24 protein-coding genes and 2 pseudogenes are annotated in these 25,534 nt (G+C 63.4%); 17 read left to right on the forward strand and 9 right to left on the reverse strand.

Going from position 1 to position 25,534, the window contains the following annotated elements; translation table 11 throughout:
• Nucleotides 1-27: 27 nt before the first annotated feature.
• The gene (locus tag I2488_RS11145) at nucleotides 28-921 is read right to left on the reverse strand and encodes a helix-turn-helix domain-containing protein (protein ID WP_196275870.1); all 894 of its coding nucleotides are present in this window, start codon (nucleotides 919-921) and stop codon (nucleotides 28-30) included.
• Nucleotides 922-1,028: 107 nt separating this feature from the next.
• Here I2488_RS11145 and I2488_RS11150 point away from each other — a divergent pair, with 107 nt between their 5' ends.
• Together I2488_RS11150 and I2488_RS11155 are read left to right on the forward strand one after the other, a co-directional pair.
• On the forward strand, nucleotides 1,029-2,219 hold the full coding sequence (locus I2488_RS11150) for a cytochrome P450 (protein WP_196275871.1): 1,191 nt from the start codon (nucleotides 1,029-1,031) through the stop codon (nucleotides 2,217-2,219).
• 161 nt (nucleotides 2,220-2,380) lie between these two features.
• A complete protein-coding gene (locus tag I2488_RS11155; protein WP_246465616.1) occupies nucleotides 2,381-2,983 on the forward strand; it encodes a murein L,D-transpeptidase catalytic domain family protein in 603 nt (200 codons plus the stop codon).
• Here I2488_RS11155 and I2488_RS11160 read toward each other — a convergent pair.
• Entirely contained in the window at nucleotides 2,976-3,833 is an 858-nt protein-coding gene (locus I2488_RS11160; RefSeq protein WP_196275873.1) for a LysR family transcriptional regulator, read from the reverse strand. The genes I2488_RS11155 and I2488_RS11160 overlap by 8 nt on opposite strands.
• A 100-nt stretch (nucleotides 3,834-3,933) precedes the next feature.
• Between I2488_RS11160 and I2488_RS11165 the strand changes: the two genes are divergently transcribed.
• The 7 genes from I2488_RS11165 (at nucleotide 3,934) to I2488_RS11195 (ending at nucleotide 10,923) form a co-directional block, all read left to right on the forward strand.
• Entirely contained in the window at nucleotides 3,934-5,097 is a 1,164-nt protein-coding gene (locus I2488_RS11165) for an isovaleryl-CoA dehydrogenase (RefSeq protein WP_196275913.1), read from the forward strand.
• Between the two features lie 99 nt (nucleotides 5,098-5,196).
• Entirely contained in the window at nucleotides 5,197-6,129 is a 933-nt protein-coding gene (locus I2488_RS11170) for an alpha/beta hydrolase (protein ID WP_246465617.1), read from the forward strand.
• Nucleotides 6,126-7,727 carry a carboxyl transferase domain-containing protein gene (locus tag I2488_RS11175; protein WP_196275875.1) on the forward strand — a complete coding sequence of 534 codons (1,602 nt, stop codon included), beginning with the start codon at nucleotides 6,126-6,128 and terminating at the stop codon, nucleotides 7,725-7,727. The genes I2488_RS11170 and I2488_RS11175 overlap by 4 nt, the downstream gene beginning before the upstream one ends.
• Entirely contained in the window at nucleotides 7,727-8,206 is a 480-nt protein-coding gene (locus I2488_RS11180) for an endonuclease domain-containing protein (protein ID WP_196275876.1), read from the forward strand. Before I2488_RS11175 ends, I2488_RS11180 begins: the two co-directional genes overlap by 1 nt.
• A gap of 10 nt (nucleotides 8,207-8,216) precedes the next feature.
• A complete protein-coding gene (locus I2488_RS11185; RefSeq protein ID WP_196275877.1) occupies nucleotides 8,217-10,088 on the forward strand; it encodes an acetyl/propionyl/methylcrotonyl-CoA carboxylase subunit alpha in 1,872 nt (623 codons plus the stop codon).
• The gene (locus tag I2488_RS11190; protein WP_196275878.1) at nucleotides 10,088-10,543 is read left to right on the forward strand and encodes a MaoC family dehydratase; all 456 of its coding nucleotides are present in this window, start codon (nucleotides 10,088-10,090) and stop codon (nucleotides 10,541-10,543) included. Before I2488_RS11185 ends, I2488_RS11190 begins: the two co-directional genes overlap by 1 nt.
• A gap of 149 nt (nucleotides 10,544-10,692) precedes the next feature.
• Nucleotides 10,693-10,923, forward strand: coding sequence for a hypothetical protein (locus tag I2488_RS11195; protein ID WP_196275879.1), 231 nt, complete (start codon nucleotides 10,693-10,695; stop codon nucleotides 10,921-10,923).
• 30 nt (nucleotides 10,924-10,953) lie between these two features.
• Here the strand turns inward: I2488_RS11195 and I2488_RS11200 are convergent, their stop codons facing one another.
• Entirely contained in the window at nucleotides 10,954-11,883 is a 930-nt protein-coding gene (locus I2488_RS11200; protein WP_196275914.1) for a LysR substrate-binding domain-containing protein, read from the reverse strand.
• A gap of 123 nt (nucleotides 11,884-12,006) precedes the next feature.
• Here I2488_RS11200 and I2488_RS11205 point away from each other — a divergent pair, with 123 nt between their 5' ends.
• The 4 genes from I2488_RS11205 to I2488_RS11220 all read left to right on the forward strand — a co-directional run bounded on the left by I2488_RS11205 (nucleotide 12,007) and on the right by I2488_RS11220 (nucleotide 16,248).
• Entirely contained in the window at nucleotides 12,007-12,741 is a 735-nt protein-coding gene (locus tag I2488_RS11205) for a pirin family protein (protein ID WP_196275880.1), read from the forward strand.
• An 84-nt stretch (nucleotides 12,742-12,825) separates the two neighbouring features.
• Nucleotides 12,826-13,404: a nitroreductase family protein gene (locus I2488_RS11210; protein ID WP_196275881.1), complete on the forward strand. Its 579-nt coding sequence runs from the start codon at nucleotides 12,826-12,828 to the stop codon at nucleotides 13,402-13,404.
• A 49-nt stretch (nucleotides 13,405-13,453) separates the two neighbouring features.
• A complete protein-coding gene (locus I2488_RS11215) occupies nucleotides 13,454-15,073 on the forward strand; it encodes an NAD(P)/FAD-dependent oxidoreductase (RefSeq protein WP_196275882.1) in 1,620 nt (539 codons plus the stop codon).
• Nucleotides 15,070-16,248: an aminoacetone oxidase family FAD-binding enzyme gene (locus tag I2488_RS11220; RefSeq protein WP_196275883.1), complete on the forward strand. Its 1,179-nt coding sequence runs from the start codon at nucleotides 15,070-15,072 to the stop codon at nucleotides 16,246-16,248. The genes I2488_RS11215 and I2488_RS11220 overlap by 4 nt, the downstream gene beginning before the upstream one ends.
• Nucleotides 16,249-16,252: 4 nt before the next feature.
• On the opposite strand, the gene I2488_RS11225 is transcribed toward I2488_RS11220, so the two are convergent.
• Complete coding sequence (locus I2488_RS11225) at nucleotides 16,253-16,456, reverse strand: hypothetical protein (RefSeq protein ID WP_196275884.1); 204 nt, start codon at nucleotides 16,454-16,456, stop codon at nucleotides 16,253-16,255.
• Between the two features lie 322 nt (nucleotides 16,457-16,778).
• Here I2488_RS11225 and I2488_RS11230 point away from each other — a divergent pair, with 322 nt between their 5' ends.
• Nucleotides 16,779-18,323, forward strand: a complete 1,545-nt coding sequence (locus I2488_RS11230) for a sensor histidine kinase (protein WP_196275885.1) — start codon at nucleotides 16,779-16,781, stop codon at nucleotides 18,321-18,323.
• Nucleotides 18,320-19,003, forward strand: coding sequence for a response regulator transcription factor (locus I2488_RS11235; RefSeq protein ID WP_196275886.1), 684 nt, complete (start codon nucleotides 18,320-18,322; stop codon nucleotides 19,001-19,003). The genes I2488_RS11230 and I2488_RS11235 overlap by 4 nt, the downstream gene beginning before the upstream one ends.
• Before the next feature lie 635 nt (nucleotides 19,004-19,638).
• Here I2488_RS11235 and I2488_RS11240 read toward each other — a convergent pair.
• The gene (locus tag I2488_RS11240; RefSeq protein WP_196275887.1) at nucleotides 19,639-21,027 is read right to left on the reverse strand and encodes a DUF1254 domain-containing protein; all 1,389 of its coding nucleotides are present in this window, start codon (nucleotides 21,025-21,027) and stop codon (nucleotides 19,639-19,641) included.
• A 175-nt stretch (nucleotides 21,028-21,202) separates the two neighbouring features.
• Here I2488_RS11240 and I2488_RS11245 point away from each other — a divergent pair, with 175 nt between their 5' ends.
• On the forward strand, nucleotides 21,203-21,913 hold the full coding sequence (locus I2488_RS11245; protein ID WP_196275888.1) for a Crp/Fnr family transcriptional regulator: 711 nt from the start codon (nucleotides 21,203-21,205) through the stop codon (nucleotides 21,911-21,913).
• Between the two features lie 231 nt (nucleotides 21,914-22,144).
• On the opposite strand, the pseudogene istB reads toward I2488_RS11245, so the two are convergent.
• From istB to I2488_RS11265, 3 genes and pseudogenes are all read right to left on the reverse strand, one after another.
• A pseudogene (gene istB, locus I2488_RS19580) lies at nucleotides 22,145-22,912 on the reverse strand (IS21-like element helper ATPase IstB).
• Complete coding sequence (locus I2488_RS11260; protein ID WP_196275891.1) at nucleotides 22,909-23,214, reverse strand: Mu transposase domain-containing protein; 306 nt, start codon at nucleotides 23,212-23,214, stop codon at nucleotides 22,909-22,911. Before I2488_RS11260 ends, istB begins: the two are co-directional and overlap by 4 nt.
• 194 nt (nucleotides 23,215-23,408) lie before the next feature.
• A complete protein-coding gene (locus I2488_RS11265; protein WP_343071052.1) occupies nucleotides 23,409-23,708 on the reverse strand; it encodes a transposase in 300 nt (99 codons plus the stop codon).
• Between the two features lie 1,000 nt (nucleotides 23,709-24,708).
• Between I2488_RS11265 and I2488_RS11270 the strand changes: the two are divergent.
• A pseudogene (locus I2488_RS11270) lies at nucleotides 24,709-25,005 on the forward strand (transposase); the annotation flags it as partial.
• A gap of 38 nt (nucleotides 25,006-25,043) precedes the next feature.
• Here I2488_RS11270 and I2488_RS11275 read toward each other — a convergent pair.
• On the reverse strand, nucleotides 25,044-25,534 hold a 491-nt coding region (locus I2488_RS11275; protein WP_246465618.1), incomplete at its 5' end, for a transposase.

The raw sequence follows: 25,534 nt of genomic DNA on the forward strand, positions 1-25,534 counted from the left end.
GCTGCGCCGGAGCGCAGGCGATTTGCGTCAGGCCGTTTCCTCTGCTTTTGACACCCGGTCTCGACGGAAGGCGCTGGTCGTCTGCCCGGTGCGTGCCTTGAAGAAGCGGGCGAAGTAGGCCGGGTCGGCAAAGCCCAGCGCGTAGGCGATTTGCGCCGCGCTAGCCCCCGAGAATGCGAGGTTGCGGCGCGCTTCGAGGATGAGGCGATCGTGGACGATCTCGGCCGGGGGCTTGCCCGCGAGGGCGCGGGTGGCGCGGGTCAGTGTCGATGTGGTGGTGCCAAGACGCGCGGCATAATCGGCCACGGACAGATGCTCCCGATAGTGCTGTTCCACCAGCGCGCGGAACCGGACGACAAGGGGCTCGCGCCCGTGGCCAGTCTGGTTGCGATTGCCCGCACCGGCTTCGAGCGCAGTGGCGAGGATCAACGCGACCTGCGCCAGTAACGCTGGCCCTGTGCCGTCCCCCTGCCCCAGACGCTGGGCGAGATCATCTAGCAGCCAGCCAAGCCGGTGCAGCGCAAGGGGATGCGCTGCGAGCGATACCGCGATGGCGCTGCCGCCAAGCCCTTCGAGATTTCCGAGCAGGCCCGACAGACGCGGATCATTGGCGAGATCGGCCGCGACCGAGAGTACCCAGCCCTCAGCCCCGGCATCGAAGCGGAAGGCGTGGACGCAGGTCGGCGGGACGAGGACCTGAGCCGAAGCAACCAGCGCCTCCGCGCTGCGCTCCCCCTGCAACTCGACGCTGCCGCTCTGGAGCAGCAGGAGTTGCATCATGTGCGGGTGGGCGTGGGGCTCGATAGTCCAATCGTGCAAGGTTGCACGATCGCGGATGCGCTCAAGATGGATGAACTCGGGCGGCAGGGAAATCCCTTCCTCGCCGTAGAGCGTGTAGCGGTTGAAGCCTTGACCGACCATCGCTGCCAGTGTCGCAGCTTGCGCGAAAAGTGCAAGGATTTGCCTGAGCGGTGCGTCGCATAGACAAGCGCCCGCTGGCACTGTCCGGTCAAGAGAGGAGACTTGCCATGGCCAGCGTTGCCGAGCGGACCCAGTTCCGCTTCGATCCCTATTCCCCGGCGAACGACGCCGATCCCTTCCCCGCCTACAAGACCCTGCGCGACGAATATCCGTGCTTCTGGTCCGAGGAAGCGGGCAAGTGGGTGCTGTCGCGCTATTCCGACGTGCTCAATGCACTGCAGGACTGGCGGACCTATTCCTCGGCACAAGGCAATCTGGTCGACGAGTTTCCAGGGCGTGCAGGATCAACGCTCGGCTCCAGCGATCCGCCGCGGCATGACCGGTTGCGCGCGCTGATCCAGTCGGCGGTTACGAAGCGGGCGCTGGAGCACATTGTCGAACCGGCGCGGGCAGCGGCGCGGGCGCATCTGGCGGCGATTGCGGACAAGCCGGTGTTCGATCTTGTGGGGGACTATACCTCGAAGCTCACCGTCGACCTGCTGTTCTATCTCTTTGCCCTGCCGGAGGAGAACGCGGACCTGGTGCGGCACAATGCCGTGCTGATGGTGCAGACCGATCCGGTGACGCGCAAGAAGAGCCCTGAGCACCTCGCCGCGTTCCACTGGATGGCCAACTATGCCGAAAAGCTGGTGGCGGCGCGCAAGGCCAATCCGGGAGACGACCTGCTGTCGAACTTCATCACCGCCGAGATCGACGGCGAGAAGCTGCTCGACAAGGAAGTGCAGCTGACCGTGACGACGCTGATCATGGCCGGGATCGAGAGCCTTTCGGGCTTCATGGCGATGTTCGGGCTGAACCTTGCGGATTATCCGGAGGCGAGGCGGGCATTGGTCGCCGATCCTTCGCTGATCCCCGATGCCATCGAGGAATCGCTGCGGTTCAACACTTCAGCGCAGCGCTTCAAGCGGACGCTGACGCGCGATGTCGAACTGCACGGACAGGTGATGAAGGCCGGCGACGCGGTGATCCTTGCCTACGGCTCAGCCAATCGCGACGAGCGCATGTTCGAGAATCCGGACGTCTACGACATCACGCGAAGGGCCAAGCGACATCTCGGGTTTGGGGGCGGAGTCCATGCCTGCCTCGGTTCCGCGATCGGGCGACTGGCGACGCAGATTGCCTATGAGGAATTGTTGAAGGTCGTTCCGGAATTCAGCCGCGTCGACGAAACGCTGGACTGGGTCTCGTCCTCCAACTTCCGCAGCCCCAAGGCGCTGCGCCTGACGAAAGGCAATTGAAGCAGCGGGATGGCTCAGCAGGTGGCGGGTGATGCACGACTCGTCGCAAGGCTGGGCCACGCCTCTTGCAGGTGTGACGCAACACATACATTTCCGGGACCAATGGACGATAACCGGGGTCTCGCATAATGGTTCCTGATCGGCGCCAATTTTTGGGCGCCATGGTTGCAACGCTGGGCAGCATGGCCGTTTCGGGCCAGCCTGCACTGGCAGTCACACCTCCCAAAGAGCCTGAACTCTCGCCTTTTGCGCAGCCGACGCCGCCCTTGCTGGTGCAGCGCGCGATTGCGGCGCTGGACGCCCATGGCGCGCATATCCGCCATCGCGACCTCGTCGGGCTGGTCGATTTCGGCAAGGCCTCGCGCGAGGCGCGGTTCCATCTAGTCGACATCGCAGGCGGCAAGGTCGTCTCCTCGCACCTCGTCTCGCACGGCAGCGGGTCTGACCCCGCCAACAGCGGCTGGGTGCAGCGCTTTTCCAACGCCTATGGCTCGAACGCATCGAGCCCCGGCGCTTTCCTCACCGGCGTGACCTACTACGGCAAGCATGGTCGCTCGCGCCGCCTGATCGGGCTGGAGGACGCCAACAGCGCTGCGCTCGAACGTGGCATCGTGATCCACGCGGCGAGCTACGTCAGCGAGAACCTTGCGGCGACGCAGGGGCGGATCGGCCGCAGCCAGGGATGCTTCGCGTTCTCGAACAGCGATATCGATGGCGTGCTGGAGCGGCTGGGCGAAGGTCGCCTGCTCTACGCCGTCAAGTGAACGCGGCGCGCGCGGCTTCGGCCAGCGCGCTTGATTGGGCTACAAGATCTGGACGTTCGCGCGCCGCGATGAGCCCGATGGTCCGGCGGAAATCGTAGTCGGCCAGTGGCACCGCCACCACACCTTCCCGCGCCAGCGATTGCGGCGCGGTCGTCACACCCATCCCTGCCCGCACCATCTCGATGCAGCGGTCGTCATTGGACGAGCGCAGGAAGAACGGCGGGCGCACGCCGCGCTGGGTGAACCAGCGACTGGTCTCGCCAAGGATCTCGCAAGAACGGCGGGCGATCATGGTTTCGGCGGCGACGTCGCTGGCGTCCAGCAAGGCCGCACCAGCAAGCGCATGACCTTCCGGCATGATCAGCCGGTAGCCTTCCTCCAGCAGCGTCAGCGAAGGCCGGTCGGCATCCTCGGGACGCATTAGCGTGAGGATCGCATCGACCTGCCCTTCCCCCAGCTTGCGGCGCAGCTCGGAGTCGGTGCCTTCGGACAAGGTCAGCGGCTGTGGGCCGGAATGGCGGCGCGCCAGAGCGGAGAGAGTGGTCGTGGCGATCGAATGCAGGACCCCGAGCCGCAAGGGGCTGAGCGGCACGGGTGCTTCGGCAAAGGCGGCCTCGGCGGCGCGAAATTCGCGCTCGATGGCGCGAGCGTGGTTGACCAGCCGCGCCCCCGCCTCGGTAAGGCGAACCTGACGCCGTTCCCGCAGGAACAGCCGCGTGCCGGCAAGGCGTTCCAGTTCGGCAATGGCGGCGGAAAGCGTCGGCTGCGAAATCGCCAGCCGCTCCGCCGCGCGAGTGAAGTTGCCGGTTTCGACCACGGCAAGGAACTGCCGGAGATGCGCGCGTTTCATCATAGGAAAAACCTATCGCAATCCCCGAGATAAATCAATTTTGAGCGATGGTTTGGCAATGGTATCCTCCGCCGCGAAAAGTTTGCAGAGGATGCCCGAGATGCGCGCCACGCCCGATTTCGACTTCGGCCTGACCGAAAGCGCCCTGATGATCCGCGAGGCGGCGGGTCGCTTTGCCGACGAGCAGATCGCCCCCCTCGCCGCCGAGATCGACCGCAACGACCGCTTCCCGCGCGAATTGTGGGAGCCGATGGGCGCGCTCGGCCTGCATGGCATCACGGTCGAGGAAGAGTTCGGAGGCCTTGGCCTCGGCTATCTCGACCATGTCATCGCGGTCGAGGAAGTCAGCCGCGCGTCCGGGTCGGTCGGCCTGTCCTATGGCGCGCACTCCAACCTCTGCGTCAACCAGATCCGCCGCTGGGGCAATGACGAGCAGAAGGCGAAGTACCTGCCCAAGCTGATCTCCGGCGAGCACGTCGGCAGCCTCGCAATGTCGGAAGCGGGCGCTGGTTCGGACGTTGTCTCCATGAAACTGCGCGCCGATCCGGTGGCGGGCGGCTTCCGCCTCAACGGCACCAAGTTCTGGATCACCAACGGCACTTACGCCGATACGCTGGTGGTCTACGCCAAGACCTCGCCCGAGGCCGGCAGCCGTGGCATCACCGCCTTCCTGATCGAGAAGGACATGCCGGGCTTCTCGATCGGCCAGAAGATCGACAAGATGGGCCTGCGCGGCTCGCCCACTTGCGAATTGGTTTTCGAGGATTGCTTCGTACCGGAAGAGAACGTGATGGGCCCGCTCCACGGCGGCGTGGGCGTGCTGATGAGCGGGCTCGACTACGAGCGCGTGGTGCTGGCGGGAATGCAGATCGGCATCATGCAGGCCTGCCTCGACACCGTCATCCCCTATGTGCGCGAGCGCAAGCAGTTCGGCCAGCCGATCGGCACGTTCCAGTTGATGCAGGCCAAGGTGGCCGACATGTACGTCGCGATCCAGTCGGCCCGCGCCTATGTCTATGCCGTGGCCAAGGCTTGCGATGCGGGGCAGACCACGCGCTTCGACGCGGCGGGCGCGATCCTGCTCGCCAGCGAGAACGCCTTCCGCGTCTCGGGCGAGGCGGTGCAGGCGCTGGGCGGCGCGGGCTATACCAAGGACTGGCCGGTGGAGCGCTACTTGCGCGATGCCAAGTTGCTGGACATCGGCGCCGGAACCAATGAAATCCGCAGGATGCTGATCGGCCGCGAACTTATCGGAGCGCGCTGATCGGCAGACGATAACGATCCTGCGGAGAGATTTATGCGCCTGAAAGCCCTCATTGCCTGTGCAGCCCTGCTTGGGCTTTCCCATCCAGCGCTTGCGCGAATGGAGAAGACCACCGTTCACAGTGCAGCGGTGGAAGGCAATCTCGAGGGCAATACCGCCGACCGCACGGTCTATGTTTTCCTGCCGGACAGCTACGACGACAAAGGAAGCCGGGCCAAGGGCAGGCGCTACCCGGTCATCTATTTCCTGCACGGCTACAACTCGACCGCTGACCAGTATGTCGAGCGCAACGATTTCGATGCAGCGCTCAAGGCCTCGGGCACGGAAGCGATCATCGTGGTGCCCGACAGCATGACCAAGTGGGGCGGTTCGATGTATTCGAACTCGCCCACGGTGGGGAACTTCGAGGACTTCATCGCGCAAGACCTCGTGGCCTGGACCGACAAGCACTTCCGAACGATCCCTTCGCGCGAGGCGCGCGGGCTCGCCGGTCACTCGATGGGCGGATATGGTACGCTGAAGCTCGGCATGAAGCGCGCGGACGTGTTCGGCGCGCTCTATGCGATGAACCCGTGCTGCCAGATCCCGCGCCCGGCGTCCTCGGCGGATCCGAAGTACGAAGGCTGGTCAGTCGATCAGGCGCTCACGGCGGACTGGATGAGCCGGGGCAACTTCGCGGTCGCTGCGGCATGGTCTCCCAATCCGGGCAAGCCGCCGTTCTTCGCCGATCTCGGCACCAGCGACGGCAAGGTCAACGATCTGGTCATTGCCAAGTGGGCGGCCAATTCGCCCGTCGCCATGGCCTCGCAGTACCTGCCGTCGCTGCGCCGGATGAGCGGCATCGCCATCGACACCGGCGATACCGATTTCGTCCGCGCCGACGATGAACTTATCCACGAGACCCTGACCCGGTTCGGCATTGCGCACGACTGGGAAATCTATGTGGGCGACCACGGCAACCGGGTGAAGGAGCGCTTCCGCACGTATGTGCTGCCGTTCTTCACCAAGCACCTGAAAGGCAGCACGCGTTGAGCGCACCGGTCCTCTCGAGCAACATCGACCTGAACTCCGAACAGGCGCAGGCCCGCGCGGCGCACAACCGCGCGCTGGCCCAAGAACTGCGCGAGCGGGTCGCGAAGGCCGCGCTCGGCGGTGACGAGCGCAGCCGCGAGCGCCATGTCTCGCGCGGCAAGCTGCTGCCGCGTGATCGCGTGGAGCGCCTGCTCGATCCGGGTTCGCCGTTTCTGGAGATCGGTCAGCTTGCCGCCAACGGCATGTACGGTGACGAGGTGCCCGGCGCCGGGATCATCGCCGGGGTCGGTCGCGTCTCGGGCCGCAATTGCATGGTCTTTGCCAATGACGCCACGGTCAAGGGCGGCACCTACTTCCCGATGACGGTGAAGAAGCACCTGCGCGCGCAGGAGATCGCGCAGGAGAACCGCCTGCCCTGCATCTACCTGGTCGACAGTGGCGGGGCGAACCTGCCCAACCAGGCCGAAGTCTTCCCCGACCGCGATCACTTCGGGCGGTTCTTCTACAACCAGGCCAACATGAGTGCGCGCGGCATTCCGCAGATCGCCAGCGTGATGGGGTCCTGCACGGCGGGCGGGGCCTATGTGCCGGCGATGTCAGACGAAACCGTGATCGTGCGCGAACAGGGCACGATCTTCCTCGCCGGGCCGCCGCTGGTGAAGGCCGCGACCGGCGAGGAAATCACCGCCGAGGCACTGGGCGGGGGTGACCTGCACGCGCGCAAGTCGGGCGTCGTCGATCATCTCGCCGACAATGACGAACATGCGCTGACGATCGTGCGCGATATCGTCTCGCATATCGGCCCCGCAGGAGATGCGGGCGTTGCACGGCGCGAGGCGGTGCCGCCGAAGTACGATCCGGAAGAGCTGTACTCGATCATCCCCGAGGACGTGCGCGCGCCTTATGACGTGCATGAGGTGATCGCGCGGATCGTCGACGGCAGCGAATTCCACGAGTTCAAGGCGCTCTACGGCACCACGCTGGTCTGCGGCTTTGCCCATATTCACGGGCTCCCGGTGGCGATCCTTGCCAACAACGGCGTGCTGTTTTCGGAAAGCGCGCAGAAGGGTGCGCATTTCATCGAACTCGCCTGCCAGCGCCGCATTCCGCTGCTGTTCCTGCAGAACATCTCGGGCTTCATGGTCGGCGGCAAGTACGAGGCCGAGGGCATCGCCAAGCATGGCGCGAAGCTGGTGACGGCGGTGGCGACGGCGCAGGTGCCCAAAATCACCGTCCTGATCGGCGGCAGCTTCGGCGCAGGCAACTATGGCATGTGCGGCCGCGCCTACCAGCCGCGCTTCCTGTTCACCTGGCCGAACGCGCGCATCAGCGTGATGGGCGGCGAGCAGGCGGCTTCGGTGCTGGCGACGGTGCACCGCGATGCGGACAAGTGGACGCCGGAAGAGGCCGAAGCCTTCAAGGCGCCGATCCGCCAGAAGTACGAGGACGAGGGCAATCCCTACTACGCCACTGCGCGGTTGTGGGACGATGGGGTGATCGACCCGGTGCAGACGCGCGATGTGCTGGGATTGGCACTGGAGGCCTGTCTGGAAGCGCCGATTGCGGAGGCGCCCCGGTTCGGGGTGTTCCGGATGTGATGGTTGACGACAACCAAGCACCTCCCCGGAACGGGGAGGGGGACCGTGCGAAGCACGGTGGAGGGGTGCTCTCGGCAAGCGCGAAGGCCTTCGCCGTGGCAAAGCGCGAACGCCGTTCCGGCAATCTTCCCGAAGTGCTGATATGGCGCGAGCTTCGCAAACGTCCCGGCGGCTACAAGTTCCGTCGCCAGCATCCGCTAGGCAACTTCGTCCTCGACTTCGTGTGCCTTGAACGGCGGCTTGCGATCGAGATCGATGGCATTTCGCACGACATGGGTGATCGCCCGGAACGTGATGCGAAGCGCAACATCGTTTTGAGCGAGCGAGGGTTCAGGCTGTTGAGAATTCCTGCGCGAGATGTGCTGGCTGATCTGGAAGCAGCCCTACTCGGCATCGTAGCGGCTTGCGATGCGCAAACACCCCGCCACCACCAGCCTTTGGCTGGCGGTCCCCCTCCCCGTTCCGGGGAGGTGTTTTGAGGTTATGGTCATGATCAAATCCCTCCTCATCGCCAACCGGGGCGAGATCGCCTGCCGGGTTATCCGTACCGCGCGGCGGCTCGGCATCCGCACAGTTGCGGTCTACTCCGACGCTGATGCCAGGGCGCTGCATGTGCGCTCTGCCGATGAGGCCGTGCACATCGGCCCGTCGCCGGCGCGCGAGAGCTATCTTGTTGGCGAGAAGATCATCGCTGCAGCACTCGCGACCGGAGCCGAGGCGATTCATCCGGGTTACGGGTTCCTCTCGGAAAACGCCGAATTTGCGCAGGCGGTGCTGGATGCCGGGCTGGTCTGGGTCGGACCGAAGCCGGCCTCGATCACGGCAATGGGGCTGAAGGACGCGGCCAAGGCACGCATGATCGCGGCCGGAGTACCGGTCACGCCGGGGTATCTGGGCGAGGACCAATCTCCTGAGCGCCTGCAGGCCGAGGCCGACGCCATCGGCTATCCAGTGCTCATCAAGGCCGTGGCAGGCGGTGGCGGCAAGGGCATGCGGCGCGTCGAGCGCGCCGAGGACTTTGCCGAGGCGCTTGCGTCGTGCCGTCGAGAGGCGGCGTCCTCGTTCGGCGATGATCGCGTGCTGATCGAGAAGTACATCCTCTCGCCCCGCCACATCGAAGTGCAGGTGTTTGGCGACGCCCACGGCAATGTCGTCCACCTGTTCGAGCGCGATTGCTCGCTGCAGCGGCGGCACCAGAAGGTGATCGAGGAGGCCCCTGCCCCCGGCATGGACGGAGCGACGCGCGAAGCGGTCTGCGCCGCCGCAGTGCGTGCGGCCAAAGCGGTGGACTACGAAGGCGCGGGCACCATCGAGTTCATCGCCGATGGCTCCGAAGGCCTGCGCGCAGACCGCATCTGGTTCATGGAAATGAACACGCGGCTGCAGGTCGAACACCCGGTGACCGAGGAGATCACCGGCGTCGATCTGGTCGAATGGCAGCTGCGCGTAGCCTCGGGCGAGCCACTGCCGAAACGGCAGGACGAGCTGAGCATCAACGGCTGGGCGATGGAAGCGCGGCTCTATGCGGAAGATGCCAGCAAGGGCTTCCTGCCCAGCATTGGGCGGGTCGAGGACTTCCATTTCCCGCAGTATCGCGCGCGCATCGATACAGGCGTCGAAGCGGGCGCGGAGATTTCGCCGTTCTACGACCCGATGATCGCCAAGGTTATCGTCCATCGCGATACGCGTTCGGAGGCCATCGCAGGCTTGCGCGAGACGCTGGAGGAAGGCGTGGTCGGCCCGTTGATCACCAACAGTGGCTTCCTGTGGCGGCTGCTGGGCCATGCCGCTTTCGAGGCCGGCGTGGTCGATACCGGCCTGATCGAGCGCAACCTCGAGACGCTGACGACCCGTCCGGAGCCAACTGCGGAAGCGCTGGGTCTTGCCGCAATGCGGCTCGTCGGTACGCCCGGCGACAGCCCATGGAGCGGCCAGTCAGGCTTCCGCATGAATGCCCCGGCACGCCGCGAGGTGCGCTTGAAGGACCAGTTCGCCCGGTCCTTCACCGTGGACCTTCCCGCCGAACCGGCGCTCGATTACTGGCCGGGCGAGAGCGTTACATCCGTTGACGAAGGGGGCGAGCGCTTCATCGTCGCCCTGGCCCGTGCCGAGGGCGGCGCGGGTGGCTCTGCTTCGGATGGCGCCATCCTTGCCCCGATGCCGGGCAAGGTCATCTCCGTCGATGTCGCGGCAGGACAGTCGGTCACCAAGGGCCAGAAGCTGATGGTCCTTGAAGCGATGAAGATGGAGCATGCCCTCACCGCGCCGTTCGATGGCGTGGTCGATGAGTTGAACGCCGTTGCCGGAGCGCAGGTTCAGGTCGAGGCGCTGCTGGCGCAGATCAAGAAGGTGGAATGCTGATGGCGGGCAAGTTCTTCGACGAATGGCAAGTGGGCGAGCGGATCGAGCACGAGATCCGCCGCACCGTGACCGAGACCGACAACCTGCTGTTCTCGACCATGACCCACAACCCGCAGCCACTGCACATCGACGTGGAAGCGGCGAAGGCGAGCGAGTTCGGGCAGATCCTCGTGAACGGCACCTTCACCTTCGCCCTGATGGTCGGATTGTCCGTCGGCGACACGACTCTGGGCACGCTCGTCGCGAATCTCGGTTACGACAAGCTTATCATGCCCGCGCCGGTCTTCATCGGCGATACGATGCGCGCGACGAGCGAAGTCATGGAACTTCGGGCCAGCAAATCACGCCCCGATGCGGGAATTGTGACCTTCAAACATGAACTTATCAACCAGCGGGGCGAAATCGTTTGCAGGTGCCTGCGCAGCGCGCTGATTAAGAAGCGTCCGTTAACTTAACTTTCGAAATAACACTTTTTCATGATGAAGATCACCTTAACTACCAATGTTGCATTTAGGTAAACCCACTTAGCCCGAGGAGCATAGCTGCGGGCTGCAATTCAGGATCGGAAAGCTGCCCGCACGAGAAACTTTCGGGGGGCTTCATCATGAACCTGTTTTCGAAGCGGCTCGCTGCCGCAACTGCAATCGCCGCGCTCATGACACCTGCGCTCGGCCACGCCGGTACCCGCGCGGGCAAGACGACAGTCGTCGTGCCGGCCAGTGTCGCCAAGACGGTCGGACCGAAGGGCGGTTTTCCGTCGGCACCGGGCCTCGAAATCGCGAAGATCAAGGCAAACGACAACGCCGCCTTCAAGCGCAAGAGCGCCGGCACCTGACACGAACGGCATAGCCGGAATTGCGCCCCGTCAGTCCGTCTGGCGGGGCGAAGTTGCATCCGGGCAGCGCGCCAGCCGTGCGCGCAGGGCATCCAGCACCCACGCCCGCGCCGGACCGATAGGGCAGTCTCGGCGCCATAGCGCGTGAAAGCGGTAGGCAACGTTTGGGGCTTCGGGCAGCGCGAGGCGCTTGAGCCGTCCCGCTGCCAGATCGGCGTCGATCAAATGGCGGGGCATGTTGCCCCAGCCGATCCCTTCCCGCATCAGTGCATGGCGCGCGCCCAGATCGCCCAGCCGCCACGTGCTCGCACTCAATACCGAGAAGTCCTGCCCATGGGTCAGCTGCGAACGATCGGTCAGGACGAGCTGCCGGTGCTTGCGCGCCTCTCCCGGCGGGATCGTCTCCATCCGGGCCAGCGGATGGTCCGGCGCAGCAACTGGCACCAGTTCCACCTGCCCGATCGCTTCACGCTCAAGGTCGGGTATGGCAACGAGCTCCGGCCCGGAAATGCCCAGCTCGGCCCGCCCGTCGACCACCATGGCCGCGATTGCGCCCAAAGCCTCGACGAAGAGCCGGAGCTGCACCGTAGGGAAGAGTTGCTGAAAGTCCCGAAGCACTTCGGCGACGAGATGAGTCGGGAACATCACGTCGATGGCCAGCCCCAGCTCGGCCTCAAGGCCTTGGTTGAAGTTGCGGACGCCCGCGATCAGCGCGTCGACGTCATCGGCCACTGCCCGCGCCTGGGCGAGCATGGCCTTGCCTGCAGGCGTCAGGACCGGCCGCTTCGACCCCTCGCGGTCGAAAAGGGTGACGCCCAACTGCGTTTCCAGCGTGACGATGCCGTAGCTGACCACCGAGATCGCGCGGCCAAGCTTGCGCGCGGCGGCGTTGAAGCTGCCTTCGTCGACCACCGCGAGGAACAGGCGCAGCTGGTCAAGGGTTGGCTGGCCGACGTCCACGGGATAGCCTTTCAAGAATTTCGAACATCCTGATTTAACTTATTGGGATATTCCGAATGCCTTGCAAGGCCTATCTCCACCCCAACAGGACGGACCCCAAGCCGCCCGTTTGGAGAAATCGCCATGACCCAGACTGCAACCCCCACCGCTACCAAGGCTCATATCGAACTGCGCCCCTTCGCCTCGATCGGCGCGGCCAACCACGGCTGGCTGGATGCCCACCATCACTTCTCGTTCGGCGGATACCATGACCCGGCGCGCGTCCATTGGGGTGCGCTGCGGGTGTGGAACGACGATCGCATCGCGCCGAAGAGCGGCTTCCCCACCCATCCGCACAGCGACATGGAGATCATCACCTACGTCACCAAGGGCGCGATCACTCATCGCGACAGCCTCGGCAACGAAGGCCGCACCGAAGCGGGCGACGTGCAGGTGATGTCGGCAGGCACGGGCATCGCCCACTCGGAATTCAATCTGGAGGACGAGGAAACCCGCCTGTTCCAGATCTGGATCATCCCCGATCGCCGCGGTCATGCGCCAAGCTGGGGTGCGCGCCCCTTCCCCAAGGACAGCCGCGAAGGCCGTTTCGTCCCGCTCGCCTCGGGCATTGCCGGAGACAGCGACGTGCTGACGATCAATGCCAACGCCCGCGTCCTTGGCGCGACGGTCAAGACCGGTGAAACGGTCCGCTACGAACTGACCGAAGATCGCCACGCCTATCTCGTCCCCGCGAAAGGCAAGGTCCGCATCGGCGAGATCGAAGCCAATGCCCGCGATGGGGTTGCCATCACCGGCGTGACCGAGATCGTCATCACAGCTCTCGAGGACGCCGAGCTGGTGCTCGTCGACGCGGCCTGATCCCTACCCCCCCGCGAGCCGGAGTGCAGTTGCGCTCCGGCTCCACCTTCCTATCATCCCATCACCTCTCCCAAGGAGCATCCCATGACCCGTACCGCTTCTCCCCGCGTCCTGCCGATCATCGTCGACCGCTGGAGCCCGCGCGCATTCGATGGCTCGGCCGTGCCGCAATCGGATCTAGACGTGATCTTCGAGGCAGCAGGCCTTGCCGCCAGCGCCTACAACTATCAGCCATGGCGCTTTGCCTATGCGCACAAGGGCGATGCCAACTTCGACAAATTCCTGTCCGCGCTGGTCGAGTTCAACCAGAGCTGGGCCAAGGACGCAGGCGTGCTGGTCTTTGCCGTATCGGACGAATTCATGCGCAGCGACCGTGGCAACAATCCCAACCACAGCCACAGCTTCGACACTGGCGCGGCATGGGCGAACGCCGCGTTGCAGGCGCTGCACCTCGGCTATCACACCCATGGCATGACCGGCGTCGACTTCGCCAAGGCCGCCGAAGTGCTCAACCTGCCCGAAGGCTACCGCGTGGAGATGGCCTTCGTGATCGGCAAGCAGGGCGACAAGTCGCAGCTGCCCGACATGCTGCGCGAGCGCGAAGTGGTTAGCGACCGCAAGCCGGTCAGCGATATTGCCTTCGCTGGGCCCTTCAAGGACTGACCTCGAAGCACGTGTGGCGCCGCCCGCCGGAATTGGCTAGGGCGGCGCCATGCTTCGCATCAATGAACTGAAACTGCCTCTCGACCACGCCGCCGAAGACCTTCCGGCGGCGATCTGCGCGCGCCTCGATATCGCGCCCGAAGAGCTTGTCCGTTTCACCATATTCCGTCGCGGCAACGATGCCCGCAAGAAGCACGCGATCCTGCTGACTTACGTGGTCGATTGCGTGCTGGCGAACGAGGCCGAAGTGCTGGCCCGTTTTGCCGACGACCAGAACGTCAAGCCCACGCCCGACACCTCGTACAAGTTCCCGGTCATGGCCCCCGAAGACTGGGACGGTGAGCGTCCCGTCGTGATCGGCGCTGGCCCCTGCGGTCTGCTGGCGGCGCTGATCCTGGCGCAGATGGGCCTGAAGCCCATCATCATCGAACGCGGCAAGGCGGTCCGCGAGCGGACCAAGGACACCTGGGGCCTGTGGCGCCGCTCGGTACTCGAACCGGAATCCAACGTGCAGTTCGGTGAAGGCGGCGCCGGCACCTTCTCGGACGGCAAGCTCTACAGCCGCATCAAGGACCCACGCCACCTTGGCCGCAAGGTGCTGGTCGAGTTCGTCAAGGCGGGGGCGCCCGACGACATCCTGACCGAAGCCCACCCCCACATCGGTACCTTCCGCCTCGTCACCATGGTCATGTCGATGCGCGAGACGATCGAGAGCCTGGGCGGTGAATACCGCTTCCAGACGCGCGTCGAAGACTTCGAGATCGAAACCGCGGCCGATGGCGAGCGGCGGATTGCGGGCCTGCACCTGTCGGACGGATCGTTCCTGCCCGCACGCCATGTCATCATGGCGGTGGGCCACTCCGCGCGCGATACCTTTCAGGTGCTTTACGACCGTGGCGTCCATATCGAGGCCAAGCCCTTCGCCATCGGCGTGCGCATCGAACACCCGCAGAGCTGGATCGACACCGCCCGCTATGGCCCGAGCGCGGGCAACAAGATCCTCGGCCCGGCGGCCTATTCGATTTCGCACAAGTGCAGGAACGGGCGCACGGTCTATTCCTTCTGCATGTGCCCGGGCGGACGCGTCGTCGCCGCCACCAGCGAGGAAGGCCGCGTCGTCACCAACGGCATGAGCCAGTATTCGCGCGCCGAGTTCAACGCCAACTCCGGCATCGTCGTCGATATCGATCCGAACCGCGATTACCCCGGCGGGCCGATGGCCGGCATGGCCTTCCAGCGCCACTGGGAAAGCCTCGCCTTCGAGGCTGGCGGGCGCAATTACATGGCTCCGGGCCAGAAGCTGGGCGATTTCCTCGCAGACCGGCCTTCGACCGAATTCGGCAGCGTGATCCCGAGCTACAAGCCGGGCGTCCACCTCACCGAACTCAAGAAGTGCCTGCCCGACTACGTGATCGAATCCATCCGAGAAGCGCTGCCCGCGTTCGGTCGGATGGTGCCGGGCTACGATCACCCCGATGTGGTCATGACCGGCGTCGAGACGCGCACGTCCTCGCCGGTGCGGATCACGCGCGGCAAGGATTGCCAGAGCCTCAATACGCGCGGGCTCTATCCTGCCGGTGAAGGCGCCGGCTACGCAGGCGGCATTCTCTCGGCGGCGGTCGACGGAATCAAGGTGGCCGAAGCCCTCGCCACCGAACTCCTCAAGTGAGCGGCGCACACTACGACGCGATCATCCTCGGCGCGGGCGCGGCGGGGCTGATGGCTGCATTGACCGCAGGCCAGCGCGGGCGGCGCGTGCTGCTCGTCGATCATGCCGACGAACCCGGCAAGAAGATCCTGATCTCGGGCGGCGGACGCTGCAACTTCACCAACATCCACACCGCCGCCGACCGGTACATCTCGGAGAACCAGCACTTCGCCCGCTCGGCGCTGGCCCGTTACACGCCGTCAGACTTCCTCGAGATGGTCAACCGCCACGGCATCGCCTGGCATGAAAAGACGCTCGGCCAATTGTTCTGCGATCACTCGGCGCGCCAGATCGTCGAGATGCTGATGGCCGAGTGCCGCGACGGTGGCGTTGCCTTCTCGTTTGGCCTGCCCGTCACAGCCGTAGACCATGCCGACGGAATGTTCCGCGTCACGATCGATGGCCGCGAGCACAACGCCCCGTCGCTGGTGCTGGCGACCGGCGGCCTGTCCATCCCCAAGATGGGCGCAACCGGCTTCTCGCTGGATCTGGCTCGCAAGTTCGGTCTGCCCGTCGTCCAGACCCGCCCTGCCCTCGTCCCGTTCACGCTTGGCGAGGACGAGGCCCTGTTCCGCTCGCTTTCCGGCGTATCCACTGAAGTCATTACGCGGTGGGGAAAGACCGCGTTCCGCGAGGCAGCGCTGTTCACGCACAAGGGGCTGTCCGGCCCGGCGATGCTGCAGATCTCGTCCTACTGGCAGCACCGCACCGCAATTGCAGTGGATTTCCTGCCGGACGCGGCAAACGACTGGCTGATCGAGGAAAAGCGCGCACGCCCCCGCAGCGCCTTCCGCACTGCGCTGTCGCGGCGCCTGCCGGAACGCCTCGCCGAAGCGCTGGCTGAAAGACTGCAGCTCGATGGCGAGATGGCAACCTTGCGCGATGCCGATCTGCGCAAGGCGCAGGGGCAGCTGGCGCGCTGGCCATTCCACCCGAACGGAACCGAAGGCTACGCCAAGGCCGAAGTGATGGCCGGGGGCATATCGACCAAGGCGCTCAGCCAGAAGACCATGGCATCGGCCAAGGTTCCCGGCCTCTTCGCAATCGGTGAGGCCGTGGACGTAACCGGGTGGCTGGGCGGCTACAACTTCCAGTGGGCCTGGGCCAGCGGCCGCGCGGCGGGGGAAGCCTTGTGAGCGCTTATTGCCCGATCAGATCATGATAGGCGACCACGTCATTATCGGTGGCAAGGTAAAGACCATCCTGAATCGCTTCGGGCTGCTGTGCCGCAATCTCCAGCGCGCGATGCAGCGGTCCGTAGAACAGCGTCTCGATCGAGCCGCCTTCGGGACCATCGCCAAGGTGGTAGAGTCTGACACTCGCGTCTTCGTATGTGGTACGCATGAACGCGCGTTGGCATGGCAAGGAGGATTTGTCATCCGCAAGAGCAGCGCGGCTCCGCACTTGTCAGCGGCCGGACGGCACACGCCGAATGGGCTGGCAGCGCGGCATTCATGGAAAATTAATTGGCCAATTCGTTGATCGACAGGCGCTGTCAGGACATTGTGATTTCAAGGACAGAGCTTGTAGCACGGCCTTTCGACGCGCGGGGGCAATACAGGCGGGGGAATACGGTTCGTATGTCAGACGAGGAGCGAGGCGCGTCTACGCCTGCCTTTGGGAATGCCCCTCGCTGGCACCGGTCCCGTTGCGAAGTGGTTGTGGCATGAACGCGCTCCGACTCAAGCTGTGGATCGCTCTCGCATTCGTGCTGTTCACCGTCGCGGTACCGGGCGTGGTGGCAAACCATGCGGTCAAGGTGGTCCGCGCCCAGCATGCGCGCTCGGAAGCATCCAGCCAGTCGTTGAGCGCATTCCAGCGGCTCGCCGTGCTTGGCTACACCTTGCAGCAGGAGCGCTACACCAACCCGGCCGACTTCCGAAAGAACGAGGCGCTTTACGTCGATGGCGTCCGCTCGCACGTGACCAACGCCGAGCGGTATCTCAACGCCGAGATCAAGATGATCAGCGAGACCCCGCTGAAGCGAAAGTTCCGGGCGGCCCAGATCGAGGAAGAAGTCCATCAGCGCCAGACCCTCCAACGGATCGGTGCCAGCCTCGAGAAATCCTTGAAGGGCGATAAGCCCGACACCGTTTGGGAAGACCTCGTCTTCGAAGCCATCAAGGTCGAGGAGCGCGAGGCAAAGGAATACCGTCGCAATTCGGTCGAGACTTTCCAGGGCGTGATCGACACCCTCACCCTGACCGTGACGATCGTCGGCATCTGCGGCCTGCTGGTGGTGTTCTGGGGACAACGGCAGCTGGTCCGCCCGCTGGGCAACCTGTGGCAGGCGACCAGGGCCATGGCTGACGGTGACTACCAGAAGCGCGTGCCGATAGTCGGCACGACCGAATTCAGGACCATCGCCGAGAGCTTCAACACCATGGCCTCGCGCGTCGAGGCCGGTGCCGAGGCGATGAAGCGCACCAACGAGGAGCTTGAGCGGGCCGTCGCCCAGCGGACGAACGAGCTGGCCTCGACCAACCGCTCGCTCGAGCGGTCCAATCGCCTGCGCCAGCAATTTCTGGCCGATGCCAGCCATGAACTCCGCACCCCGCTTTCGATCATGCGCAGCGAAGCGGAGATTACCCTGCGCGACCGCGAAGCGCCGCCCGAGGACCTGCGCTCGGCTCTGGACCGGATCGTGCGCCTTTCGGAACTGATGGCCGAGATGATCGACGACATGCTCAATCTCGCGCGCGCCGAGGAGCCCATGCTCCACACGCATATCGAGCCGGTCGATGCCGTGGCCGCGGTCCGCGAAAGTCTCGAGGACTTCCACAAGGTCATCGAGGCAGACGGCGGCAGCATCAGCCTGATCGAAGCGCCATCAAGCCTGATCGTCGAGGGCGACGAGACCCGGCTCAAGCAGGTCATCCGCATCGTCGTCGACAATGCTGTGTGCTATTCCAGCGACGCACCGCATGTTGATGCAACGATCGCCGCGGTTGAGGGTTATGCCATGATCACGATCAGCGATCACGGCGACGGCATCCCTGCTGAAGACCTGCCGTATCTGTTCCAGCGCTTTCGCCGCGGCAGTCGCAAGACCGGGTCCGGACAGGGCCTCGGGCTTTCCATTGCGCGATCCATCACCGAGGCTATGGGCGGAACCATAAGCCTTTCCAGCCAGGTCAACACTGGCACTGTCGTGACAATTCGCCTTCCTCTCGTGCCGGCCCGTGAGCCGACAGATGGTATGAACCTATGAAACTGCTGCTCATCGAAGACGAAGTCGAGCTGGCCGCGACGATCCACCGGGGCCTTACCCAGGAAGGCTGCAAGGTCACGCTCGCCACTGATGGTGGGACGGGGCTCGAACTCGCCCGCGGGATGGCATTCGATTTCATCCTGCTGGACGTGAACCTGCCGGACCTGAGCGGGTTCGAAGTCTGCGCCGCACTGCGCGAGTCAGGCGTAACCACCCCTATCATCATGGTCACCGCGCGCGACGAAGTGGCCGACCGCATCCGGGGCCTCAAAGGCGGCGCGGATGACTACTTGCCCAAGCCCTTCGCATTTGAGGAACTTCTGGCGCGCATGGATGCCGTCAAGCGCCGGATGGAACCCCTGCATACCAACCCGGTCCAGGCAGACGGCTCCCTGACTGTCGGCGACCTCCACTTCGATCCGCGCACCATGACCCTGACGCGCGCAGGCTCGCCCGTCCAGCTGACCGTCAAGGAAATGGGCGTTCTCAGGCTACTGATGGAATCGCCGGGAACAGTCATTTCGCGCAGCGAGATCCTCCGCGCCGTTTGGGGCATCGAGGACGATCCGCTCACCAACATCGTCGAGGTCTATCTCAGCCGCCTGCGCCGCAAGCTCCACGCACTCGGCCCGCCGGTCGTGGAGAACGTGCGGGGATTCGGCTACCGCCTGACGGCCTGACACTGCGCTGGCCCTCCCGAGGGCCAGTGCCCCCGTCGCTCCGGGTGCTCCTCCCCTGGAAGCACCGGTCTTGCGCACGAGTCTGTGACACGGCCACACTGAGCGTGCTGGCCGATCCGAAGACATGCGTGCGGCAGATGATGAGGAAGGGCCAACACTGGCTCGGAAATTCCGGCCATGGCCGGAATTGTGGTAGCGGAGGAGGGATCGCCGGAAGATCAGTAATTATTTGATTTTGATAGATTAAATTCGATACCCCCAATGCCATACCCCCAGTCATACCCCCATTTTTGTGCCCATTTTTCTTGGGTTCAGGTCCTCAAAGGCACAAGCAGAGCGTGTGCTGGTCGTCCACTTCGGTCCACTTTCCAGACTTTCAATTGCCGTTATATGTCGGTCACGTCAGCCCGCAGTACGACGGCCTTCGAGCAATGTCGGGCCGTCTGGCGTAGATCTTAAAGTGTCAGCTTACGCCGACAGCGGTTATTGCGAGCTCGTTGTTCGAGGACGTTAACATGATGGGATTGATATCGACTCATTTTTAAAAAAGTCCGACGCGGCTTCTGTTGTTCGAACCCGAGATCATGCGCCTGTTCAAGAAGCTGCGCAGTGAACTTTACCATGCAGAGGTCAACTCAGCGCACCCTTTGCACCGGGGGCGGCGACCAAGCGCCTTCCTGCACTGCCCGGTGCGGGAGATATAGGCGCAGGTTCATCGAGAACGGTCCCTTGGGCGCGGGGAGCCAGTTTGCTTCCCTGTCTCCGCCGGGCCTCTCGTTCTGGATATAGAGATCGAGCGAGCCGTCCGGATTGAAGGCCAGCTTGTCGCGATCGCCGATGGCAAAGCGGTTGATCGGATTGGCAACGAAGAACTGGTCCTCGCCATACATGGTGAGTGACCAGAACGCATCGGCTGGCGGGATCTCGTCCTTGGCGAAATGGAGCACATATTGCGACGCGCCCGTCAGCGGCACACCATCGCCATCGAGCCGCACCATCGGGTAGACCGCCTCCTCGGGTGGCAGCGCGCCGAGACCCGCAAAGGCGATGAAGGCACGCTGCAGATAGTCGTTGCCATAGACCCCGACAGCGCCGCCAAGCACGTTCCAGCCTGCCCTTGTCACGGGGACCGCCTTGCGTCGATCGGTAATCCGGCGCAGTCCATCCTGCGCTGCGCGGGCAAGGCCGCGCTGCATGGCCGGGTCGGTCTGCGCCAGATCGAAAGGCTTCCCTGGAACCAGGCCGAGCGCCTCCATCCGCAGCAGCATGGCATAGTCGCTGGCATGGGGCGGGTTTCGTTTCAGCAACTCGGCGAACAGGGCGAAGAACGCATCCGGTTTCATCTGCGCAACCTGCACGACCGGTGGCAGCGGCGCGGCTACAGCTGCGGGCACGGCGGGCGGACCCGCTGCAACCGGCTTGTTCAAACCCGATAGCGGCGCAGCTGCAAAACCCTTCTGGATGGCGTGGACGTGATCATAGTCCGCCGGGCCATTGGTCTGTACCCGGCCGATGATCCAACCGCTCGCCGTCGGGCTGCGCACGATCCGCAGGGCAGCAGGCAGCTTCCCGTTCCAGTGCGGGCCGACGATCGCCACCTTGCCCCCTCCGCTGCCGGTCGTGCGGGTGCCGAGCGTGGCGAAGACATCGGTCCACATGTCCATCAGAGGCACGACGTGATAGCGCCCGCCCGTATCGGGCAGGGTCAGGATCAACGGCTGGTCGCTGACATCGTACCATAGCGTCGAATAGAGCGTATCGGCATTGGGCCGCACGACATCCTTGAAGCTGGCATCGGGATAGGTGCGCATGTGCGCGAAGCGGTTCATCGGTGCATAGGGCCGACCTGCTCCCCCCGGGCTGGTCGCCACGCGCCGCGTCACTTCCATCAGCACCAGCGGATAGGCGTAAACATAGGCGTCCAGCCCGATCGCGTAGGCTTCGTCCTCGCTCACCGGCCGTGCCCATGCACCGCGTCCCAGCAACATCGCGGCAAGCGCGATCATTGCAAGAATTCTTCTCATCATACCCTGCTCCTCGGCCCTTTTCTGCTGGCTAGCGGCTGCAAAGGTCAAAATCTGTCGCCCCGACGACAATCCATTGGGATGTGCCCGGAGGCGGCCTATAAACTCTCGAAAGGGGCACGGCAGCAGGGCGAAGATGGGCGGAAAGACAGGAACATGGTCTCACAAGGACCGCATGGAAGCGCTGCGCCAGTGTCGGCTGTTTGCCACCTGGCCGGACGAGCGGCTCGCCGATCTTGCCATGATCGCCTACGCCAAGTTCCATCCGCGAGGGGCTGAAATCTTCGCTCGTGACCCCGAACATCGGGAGGCGTTCGTGATTGCTGCGGGGGAAGTGGAGATCGGGCGCGAATCCGTCGATGGACGCCGATTTGTGCTGAGCGTGCAGGGACCGCACGAGATTCTCGCTGTCGTCAGGCTGCTTGCTGCCCCCCCGATCCACTATGTCTATCGGGCCTACGAGGATACCGTACTGCTCCATCTCCCGTGCGATGCGCTGACAGCCCTGCTCGACAGTGATCCCATACTGTGGCGCGATGTCGCTCTGCTGATGTGCGCCCGTCAGGGGGAAAGCCTGCGCCAGCTTGACGCAGTCAGGTTGGGCACGCTGGAACAGCAACTGGCGCGCACATTGATCGACCTGTCGCTCATCCACGGCATCGAACGTCCCGACGAGGTCGAACTCGGACTGCGGCTCCCTCAGGAACAGCTGGCGGCGATGCTTGGCATCTCCCGCCAGAGCGTAAACAAGCTTCTGCGCAATTTGGAGGAAGAAACGATCATTGCGCTCGACTACAATCGCATCACCATCCTCAGGCCAGCCGCTCTGGAAGCGCTGGCCCACCCGAAGGCGCCGAAATCACTCGCGGGTTTCGATTGCCGCTGAGCCGATGCTGGGGATCTCAATGAGCGGGTGATCGAGCTTGACGTTACGTACAAACCCACCGCCTGCTCGGGGCCAACCAGTTGGATGCCGGATATTGGTTACGAAATCGCCAGTCAACACGGTGTCAATGGACACCCAGTGTTACGAGGTGTCGCGCTGCATGAGAGGTATGATTTCACGGTTGGGGAGCATGCTCCCCACCCCTGAAATTTCTTCGACGAAGATTGGCGATCAGGCCTTGACGGGGTCCTCGAGGTCGCGCAGGCGGTAACTGCGACCTTTGATGTTGAGGACATGGGCGCGGTGGCGAAGCCGGTCGTGGATGGCGGTGGCGAGGACTTCGTCGCCGGCAAGCAGTTCGGTCCAGTCGCGGATGCTTTTGTTGGTGATGATCATGGCCCCGCTACCATAGCGATAGCTGACGAGGCGAAAGAACAGGCTGGCTTCCTCGCGGTTGAGCGGATCGTAGCCCATCTCGTCGATCAATAGCAGCGCGCTCGATATGTATTTGCGCATCTTGATGCGCGGCGGTGGCAACTGGGCGTCGTGGCGCAGCGCGGCCATGAGCTCGTCGAAGCGGTAGTATTGGACCGAGAAGCCAAGTTGGACCGCACGGATGCCCAGCGCGGCGAGCAAGTGCGACTTGCCCACGCCAGGCGCCCCCTGCAGCAGGACCACTTCGGCGTTGCGGATCTAGGTGCCAGTGGCGAGTGTGTCGATGCGTGAGCGCTCGATTACAAGCTGGAAGGCAAAATCGAAGTTTTCCAGCGTCTGCCCCGACGGCAGCTTCGAGTTCTTGAGCATGACCCGCACCCGACGCTCCTCGCGGCCAGCAAGTTCGGTCGTGAGGAGCCGGACGAGGAAGACGTGCGCACTGATCTCGTCACGCACCGCCTCGCCAATCATGTCATCGAGAGTGTCTGCGGCATGGCCACAGGCAAGCTGGCACAGCTTCTCGCGGGTGGCATCGATATCGAGCCTCATCCGGGGCGTGTTCATCGAGCCACCTCCGCGACGAGCGCATAGAGGTCGAAAGAGCGGTGCTGGACACCAGCGCTTGCAATCTCCTGCAGTTTGCGGCCCATCCGGCCCAGCGGCAGCGGCGCGAGTACCCGGGACGTGCTCGGACCCTCGAAATGGGCGGGGTCAATGACGACCAGCGCCTCGGTTCCACGCGGATGGTCGGCGACAACTTCGCAGTTCTTCAGGAACAGTACCCTGCCAGAGACCCCACGTCCCTCGACGTCCTGGCGGAAGAAGCGAAAGGGCACACTGTAATGGCGTCCCTCAAAAATCGCCAAGCAGTAATCTCAACCAGTCGCGCAACCGCACTCTGCGTATGCCCTTGCTTCAACAGCACACTCATCGCCGTCAATGTCTCGCCATCGAGACAACCCATCGTCCTCTCCCGGAAGACTACCCGCCGGGAAATCGATCAGGCCAAGGCGACAAATCGTAAAGGTAGATGTCGCCTTACGGCCCCCGTGACCCGTCCTTAAACAAGCTGATCGTAGCGGGTGGCGATAGCGCGGTTGATCTTCAAATGACCGAACATGCGCTCGATGCGGTGGCGCTGTTTGTAGAGCATTCGATTGTGCTCGATTTTTACTCGGCGTTTTGACCGGCCGGGTATGGCGGCTTCGATCTTTCTGTCGGCGAGGTCTGCCCGGATCGCGTCGGTGTCGTAATCATTGGCGGCGAGCAACGCGTTTGGTGCGCGCGCGGGCAGCTCGATCAAATCCTCATGAGCCTTACAATCAGCGGCTTCACCGACCGTTAGATGGAAGGCGGGCATCGTGACCAACAAGCGAGACACAGCCTGCTTAATCCTGACTGCAGATACCCGGTCTTCGAAAAGATACTCAATACAGCGCTCATTCGGGAACCAGACCTGAACCCTAGACTTTCGTAGGTGCTTAACCATTACGACTGCAGCAGTATCCGGTTAACCATCGGACAGGATCGATGGTGACCTCTTCCGGATTTTCACCACATTTTTTGTATAAAAGGTCATATCGGATTATTTTAACACCGAGAACGCCTGCATAAACTTAACCACGACACATCTCCATAAATCTCCCCAGAAATTCAATATTTGCATTTACATCCGAACTTAAATAGCCGCTTATCAAAAACCTTCTTGTCGATAAAAGCATCGCAATCCAGTGATATGGATTGCAGTATCTTGCCAGAATGTATCAAGCTAGGGGTTATTGGCAGGCGCCGATGAGGAAAGCGCGCGCTGCGCACAATTTCATCAACGCCTGCCACTGCCGTGCGACCGAAGGGCTGTTCCAGAGGCAGCCTTCCCCTGCTACTATAAACCGCAGATAAATCAAGCACAGTTCCATCAGTCTAGAACAAAAAAGTGCCGTCCAAAAAGGAGTGCTGCATTTTTTGACAGCACGGAGAAATGGCGACCTCCTTAACTAAGGCCTGTCCCGACGTTCCATCCCGATACCGACTTATCCAAGGACTGCTGCGAGAGCCTTATAGACACCCAGACCTGATCAAACTGAATATCTGGAAGCCACGTAGTGATGAGCGCCCCCATGCCGCCCAGAAGTAGGCATGTCAGGCGAATCGGCGAACCTGCATCTGTTTGCCTAAGCCTATGCAGACGCCGCGCTGAAACAATGCAAATGTAAACTACCATCCACGCCACTCTGGCAGCCTTATCAGCGAGCTCTAAGAGCCAGATCCGAAACTAAGTTGAGTGGTATCAGCGGCTTAGCTTGACAGCTTGCCCAGTCGTTGATTCAGGGGTTTCGCCAGAAGCTACCTTGCATACAACAATGCGGACAGATACCACTCGCGCTCTCCATGCGCGAAGCGAGTCGGCTTTGCCAACAGATTTGACCGATGCTGAGAGGGCCATTTTTCAGCCCCTTCTTCCTCCACCAGCGAGAACGCGCCGGCGACGGAAGTGGGAAATACGCCGGATTGCCGAGGCCATCTTCTATCTGCTCTGAGGTGGGCTGCCATGGCGAATGCTGCCGCCTTGCTTTCCTCCGGTCTCAACGGTGCGCCGTTGGTTATACCTCTGGCGCGATACGGGATTGTGGCAGGCCTTGAACCGTGGACTTCTCATGCTGGTCTGACGTGACCCCCAGCTTTCCGCCAGCTGGGATTAGGGCCGGGCGGTTGTTTTGCGCATCGGCGCAGTTGAAGCAATGGGCTGCGTAGCGGAGCCCGTAGGGCGTAGCGAAGCGGGCCATTGCTTATCCAGTTTGGCGGCGAACGCCGCCGGGGTTGCGTAGCCAAGTGACGAGTGCGGCCTCTCCCGGTTGTAATCCTCGACCCAGGCAGCGATCTCGACCCGTGCATGGGCAAGGCTCATGAACAAGGTCTCGTTCAGCAGCTCATCGCGCATGCGGCCGTTGAAGCTCTCGACGTAGCCGTTCTGCATCGGCCTGCCCGGAGCAATGTAATGCCACTCCACGCCGAGCTCTCCGCACCATGCGAGAACGGCGTTGCTGGTGAGCTCGGTGCCATAGCACATTGGGAACTGGTCTCTCGAAGAGCCGGATTGCCTTGATGAAGGCAAGGGCGCGTAGCGCCCGCAGGCTTCATCAAGGCGGCCATGACCGGCCAGCAGGTCTCTAAAGTGAAGTTGTCGAC

It is taken from the genome of Novosphingobium jiangmenense, from assembly GCF_015694345.1.
GTDB lineage: Bacteria > Pseudomonadota > Alphaproteobacteria > Sphingomonadales > Sphingomonadaceae > Novosphingobium > Novosphingobium jiangmenense.

Coding starts and splice junctions, on each gene's coding strand:
- I2488_RS11145 (WP_196275870.1), bottom strand. CDS start 921: ATGGTCGGTCAAGGCTTCAACCGCTACACGCTCTACGGCGAGGAAGGG.
- I2488_RS11150 (WP_196275871.1), top strand. CDS start 1,029: ATGGCCAGCGTTGCCGAGCGGACCCAGTTCCGCTTCGATCCCTATTCC.
- I2488_RS11155 (WP_246465616.1), top strand. CDS start 2,381: ATGGTTGCAACGCTGGGCAGCATGGCCGTTTCGGGCCAGCCTGCACTG.
- I2488_RS11160 (WP_196275873.1), bottom strand. CDS start 3,833: ATGAAACGCGCGCATCTCCGGCAGTTCCTTGCCGTGGTCGAAACCGGC.
- I2488_RS11165 (WP_196275913.1), top strand. CDS start 3,934: ATGCGCGCCACGCCCGATTTCGACTTCGGCCTGACCGAAAGCGCCCTG.
- I2488_RS11170 (WP_246465617.1), top strand. CDS start 5,197: ATGGAGAAGACCACCGTTCACAGTGCAGCGGTGGAAGGCAATCTCGAG.
- I2488_RS11180 (WP_196275876.1), top strand. CDS start 7,727: ATGGTTGACGACAACCAAGCACCTCCCCGGAACGGGGAGGGGGACCGT.
- I2488_RS11185 (WP_196275877.1), top strand. CDS start 8,217: ATGATCAAATCCCTCCTCATCGCCAACCGGGGCGAGATCGCCTGCCGG.
- I2488_RS11190 (WP_196275878.1), top strand. CDS start 10,088: ATGGCGGGCAAGTTCTTCGACGAATGGCAAGTGGGCGAGCGGATCGAG.
- I2488_RS11195 (WP_196275879.1), top strand. CDS start 10,693: ATGAACCTGTTTTCGAAGCGGCTCGCTGCCGCAACTGCAATCGCCGCG.
- I2488_RS11205 (WP_196275880.1), top strand. CDS start 12,007: ATGACCCAGACTGCAACCCCCACCGCTACCAAGGCTCATATCGAACTG.
- I2488_RS11210 (WP_196275881.1), top strand. CDS start 12,826: ATGACCCGTACCGCTTCTCCCCGCGTCCTGCCGATCATCGTCGACCGC.
- I2488_RS11215 (WP_196275882.1), top strand. CDS start 13,454: ATGCTTCGCATCAATGAACTGAAACTGCCTCTCGACCACGCCGCCGAA.
- I2488_RS11225 (WP_196275884.1), bottom strand. CDS start 16,456: ATGCGTACCACATACGAAGACGCGAGTGTCAGACTCTACCACCTTGGC.
- I2488_RS11230 (WP_196275885.1), top strand. CDS start 16,779: ATGAACGCGCTCCGACTCAAGCTGTGGATCGCTCTCGCATTCGTGCTG.
- I2488_RS11235 (WP_196275886.1), top strand. CDS start 18,320: ATGAAACTGCTGCTCATCGAAGACGAAGTCGAGCTGGCCGCGACGATC.
- I2488_RS11240 (WP_196275887.1), bottom strand. CDS start 21,027: ATGAGAAGAATTCTTGCAATGATCGCGCTTGCCGCGATGTTGCTGGGA.
- I2488_RS11245 (WP_196275888.1), top strand. CDS start 21,203: ATGGAAGCGCTGCGCCAGTGTCGGCTGTTTGCCACCTGGCCGGACGAG.
- I2488_RS11265 (WP_343071052.1), bottom strand. CDS start 23,708: ATGCCCGCCTTCCATCTAACGGTCGGTGAAGCCGCTGATTGTAAGGCT.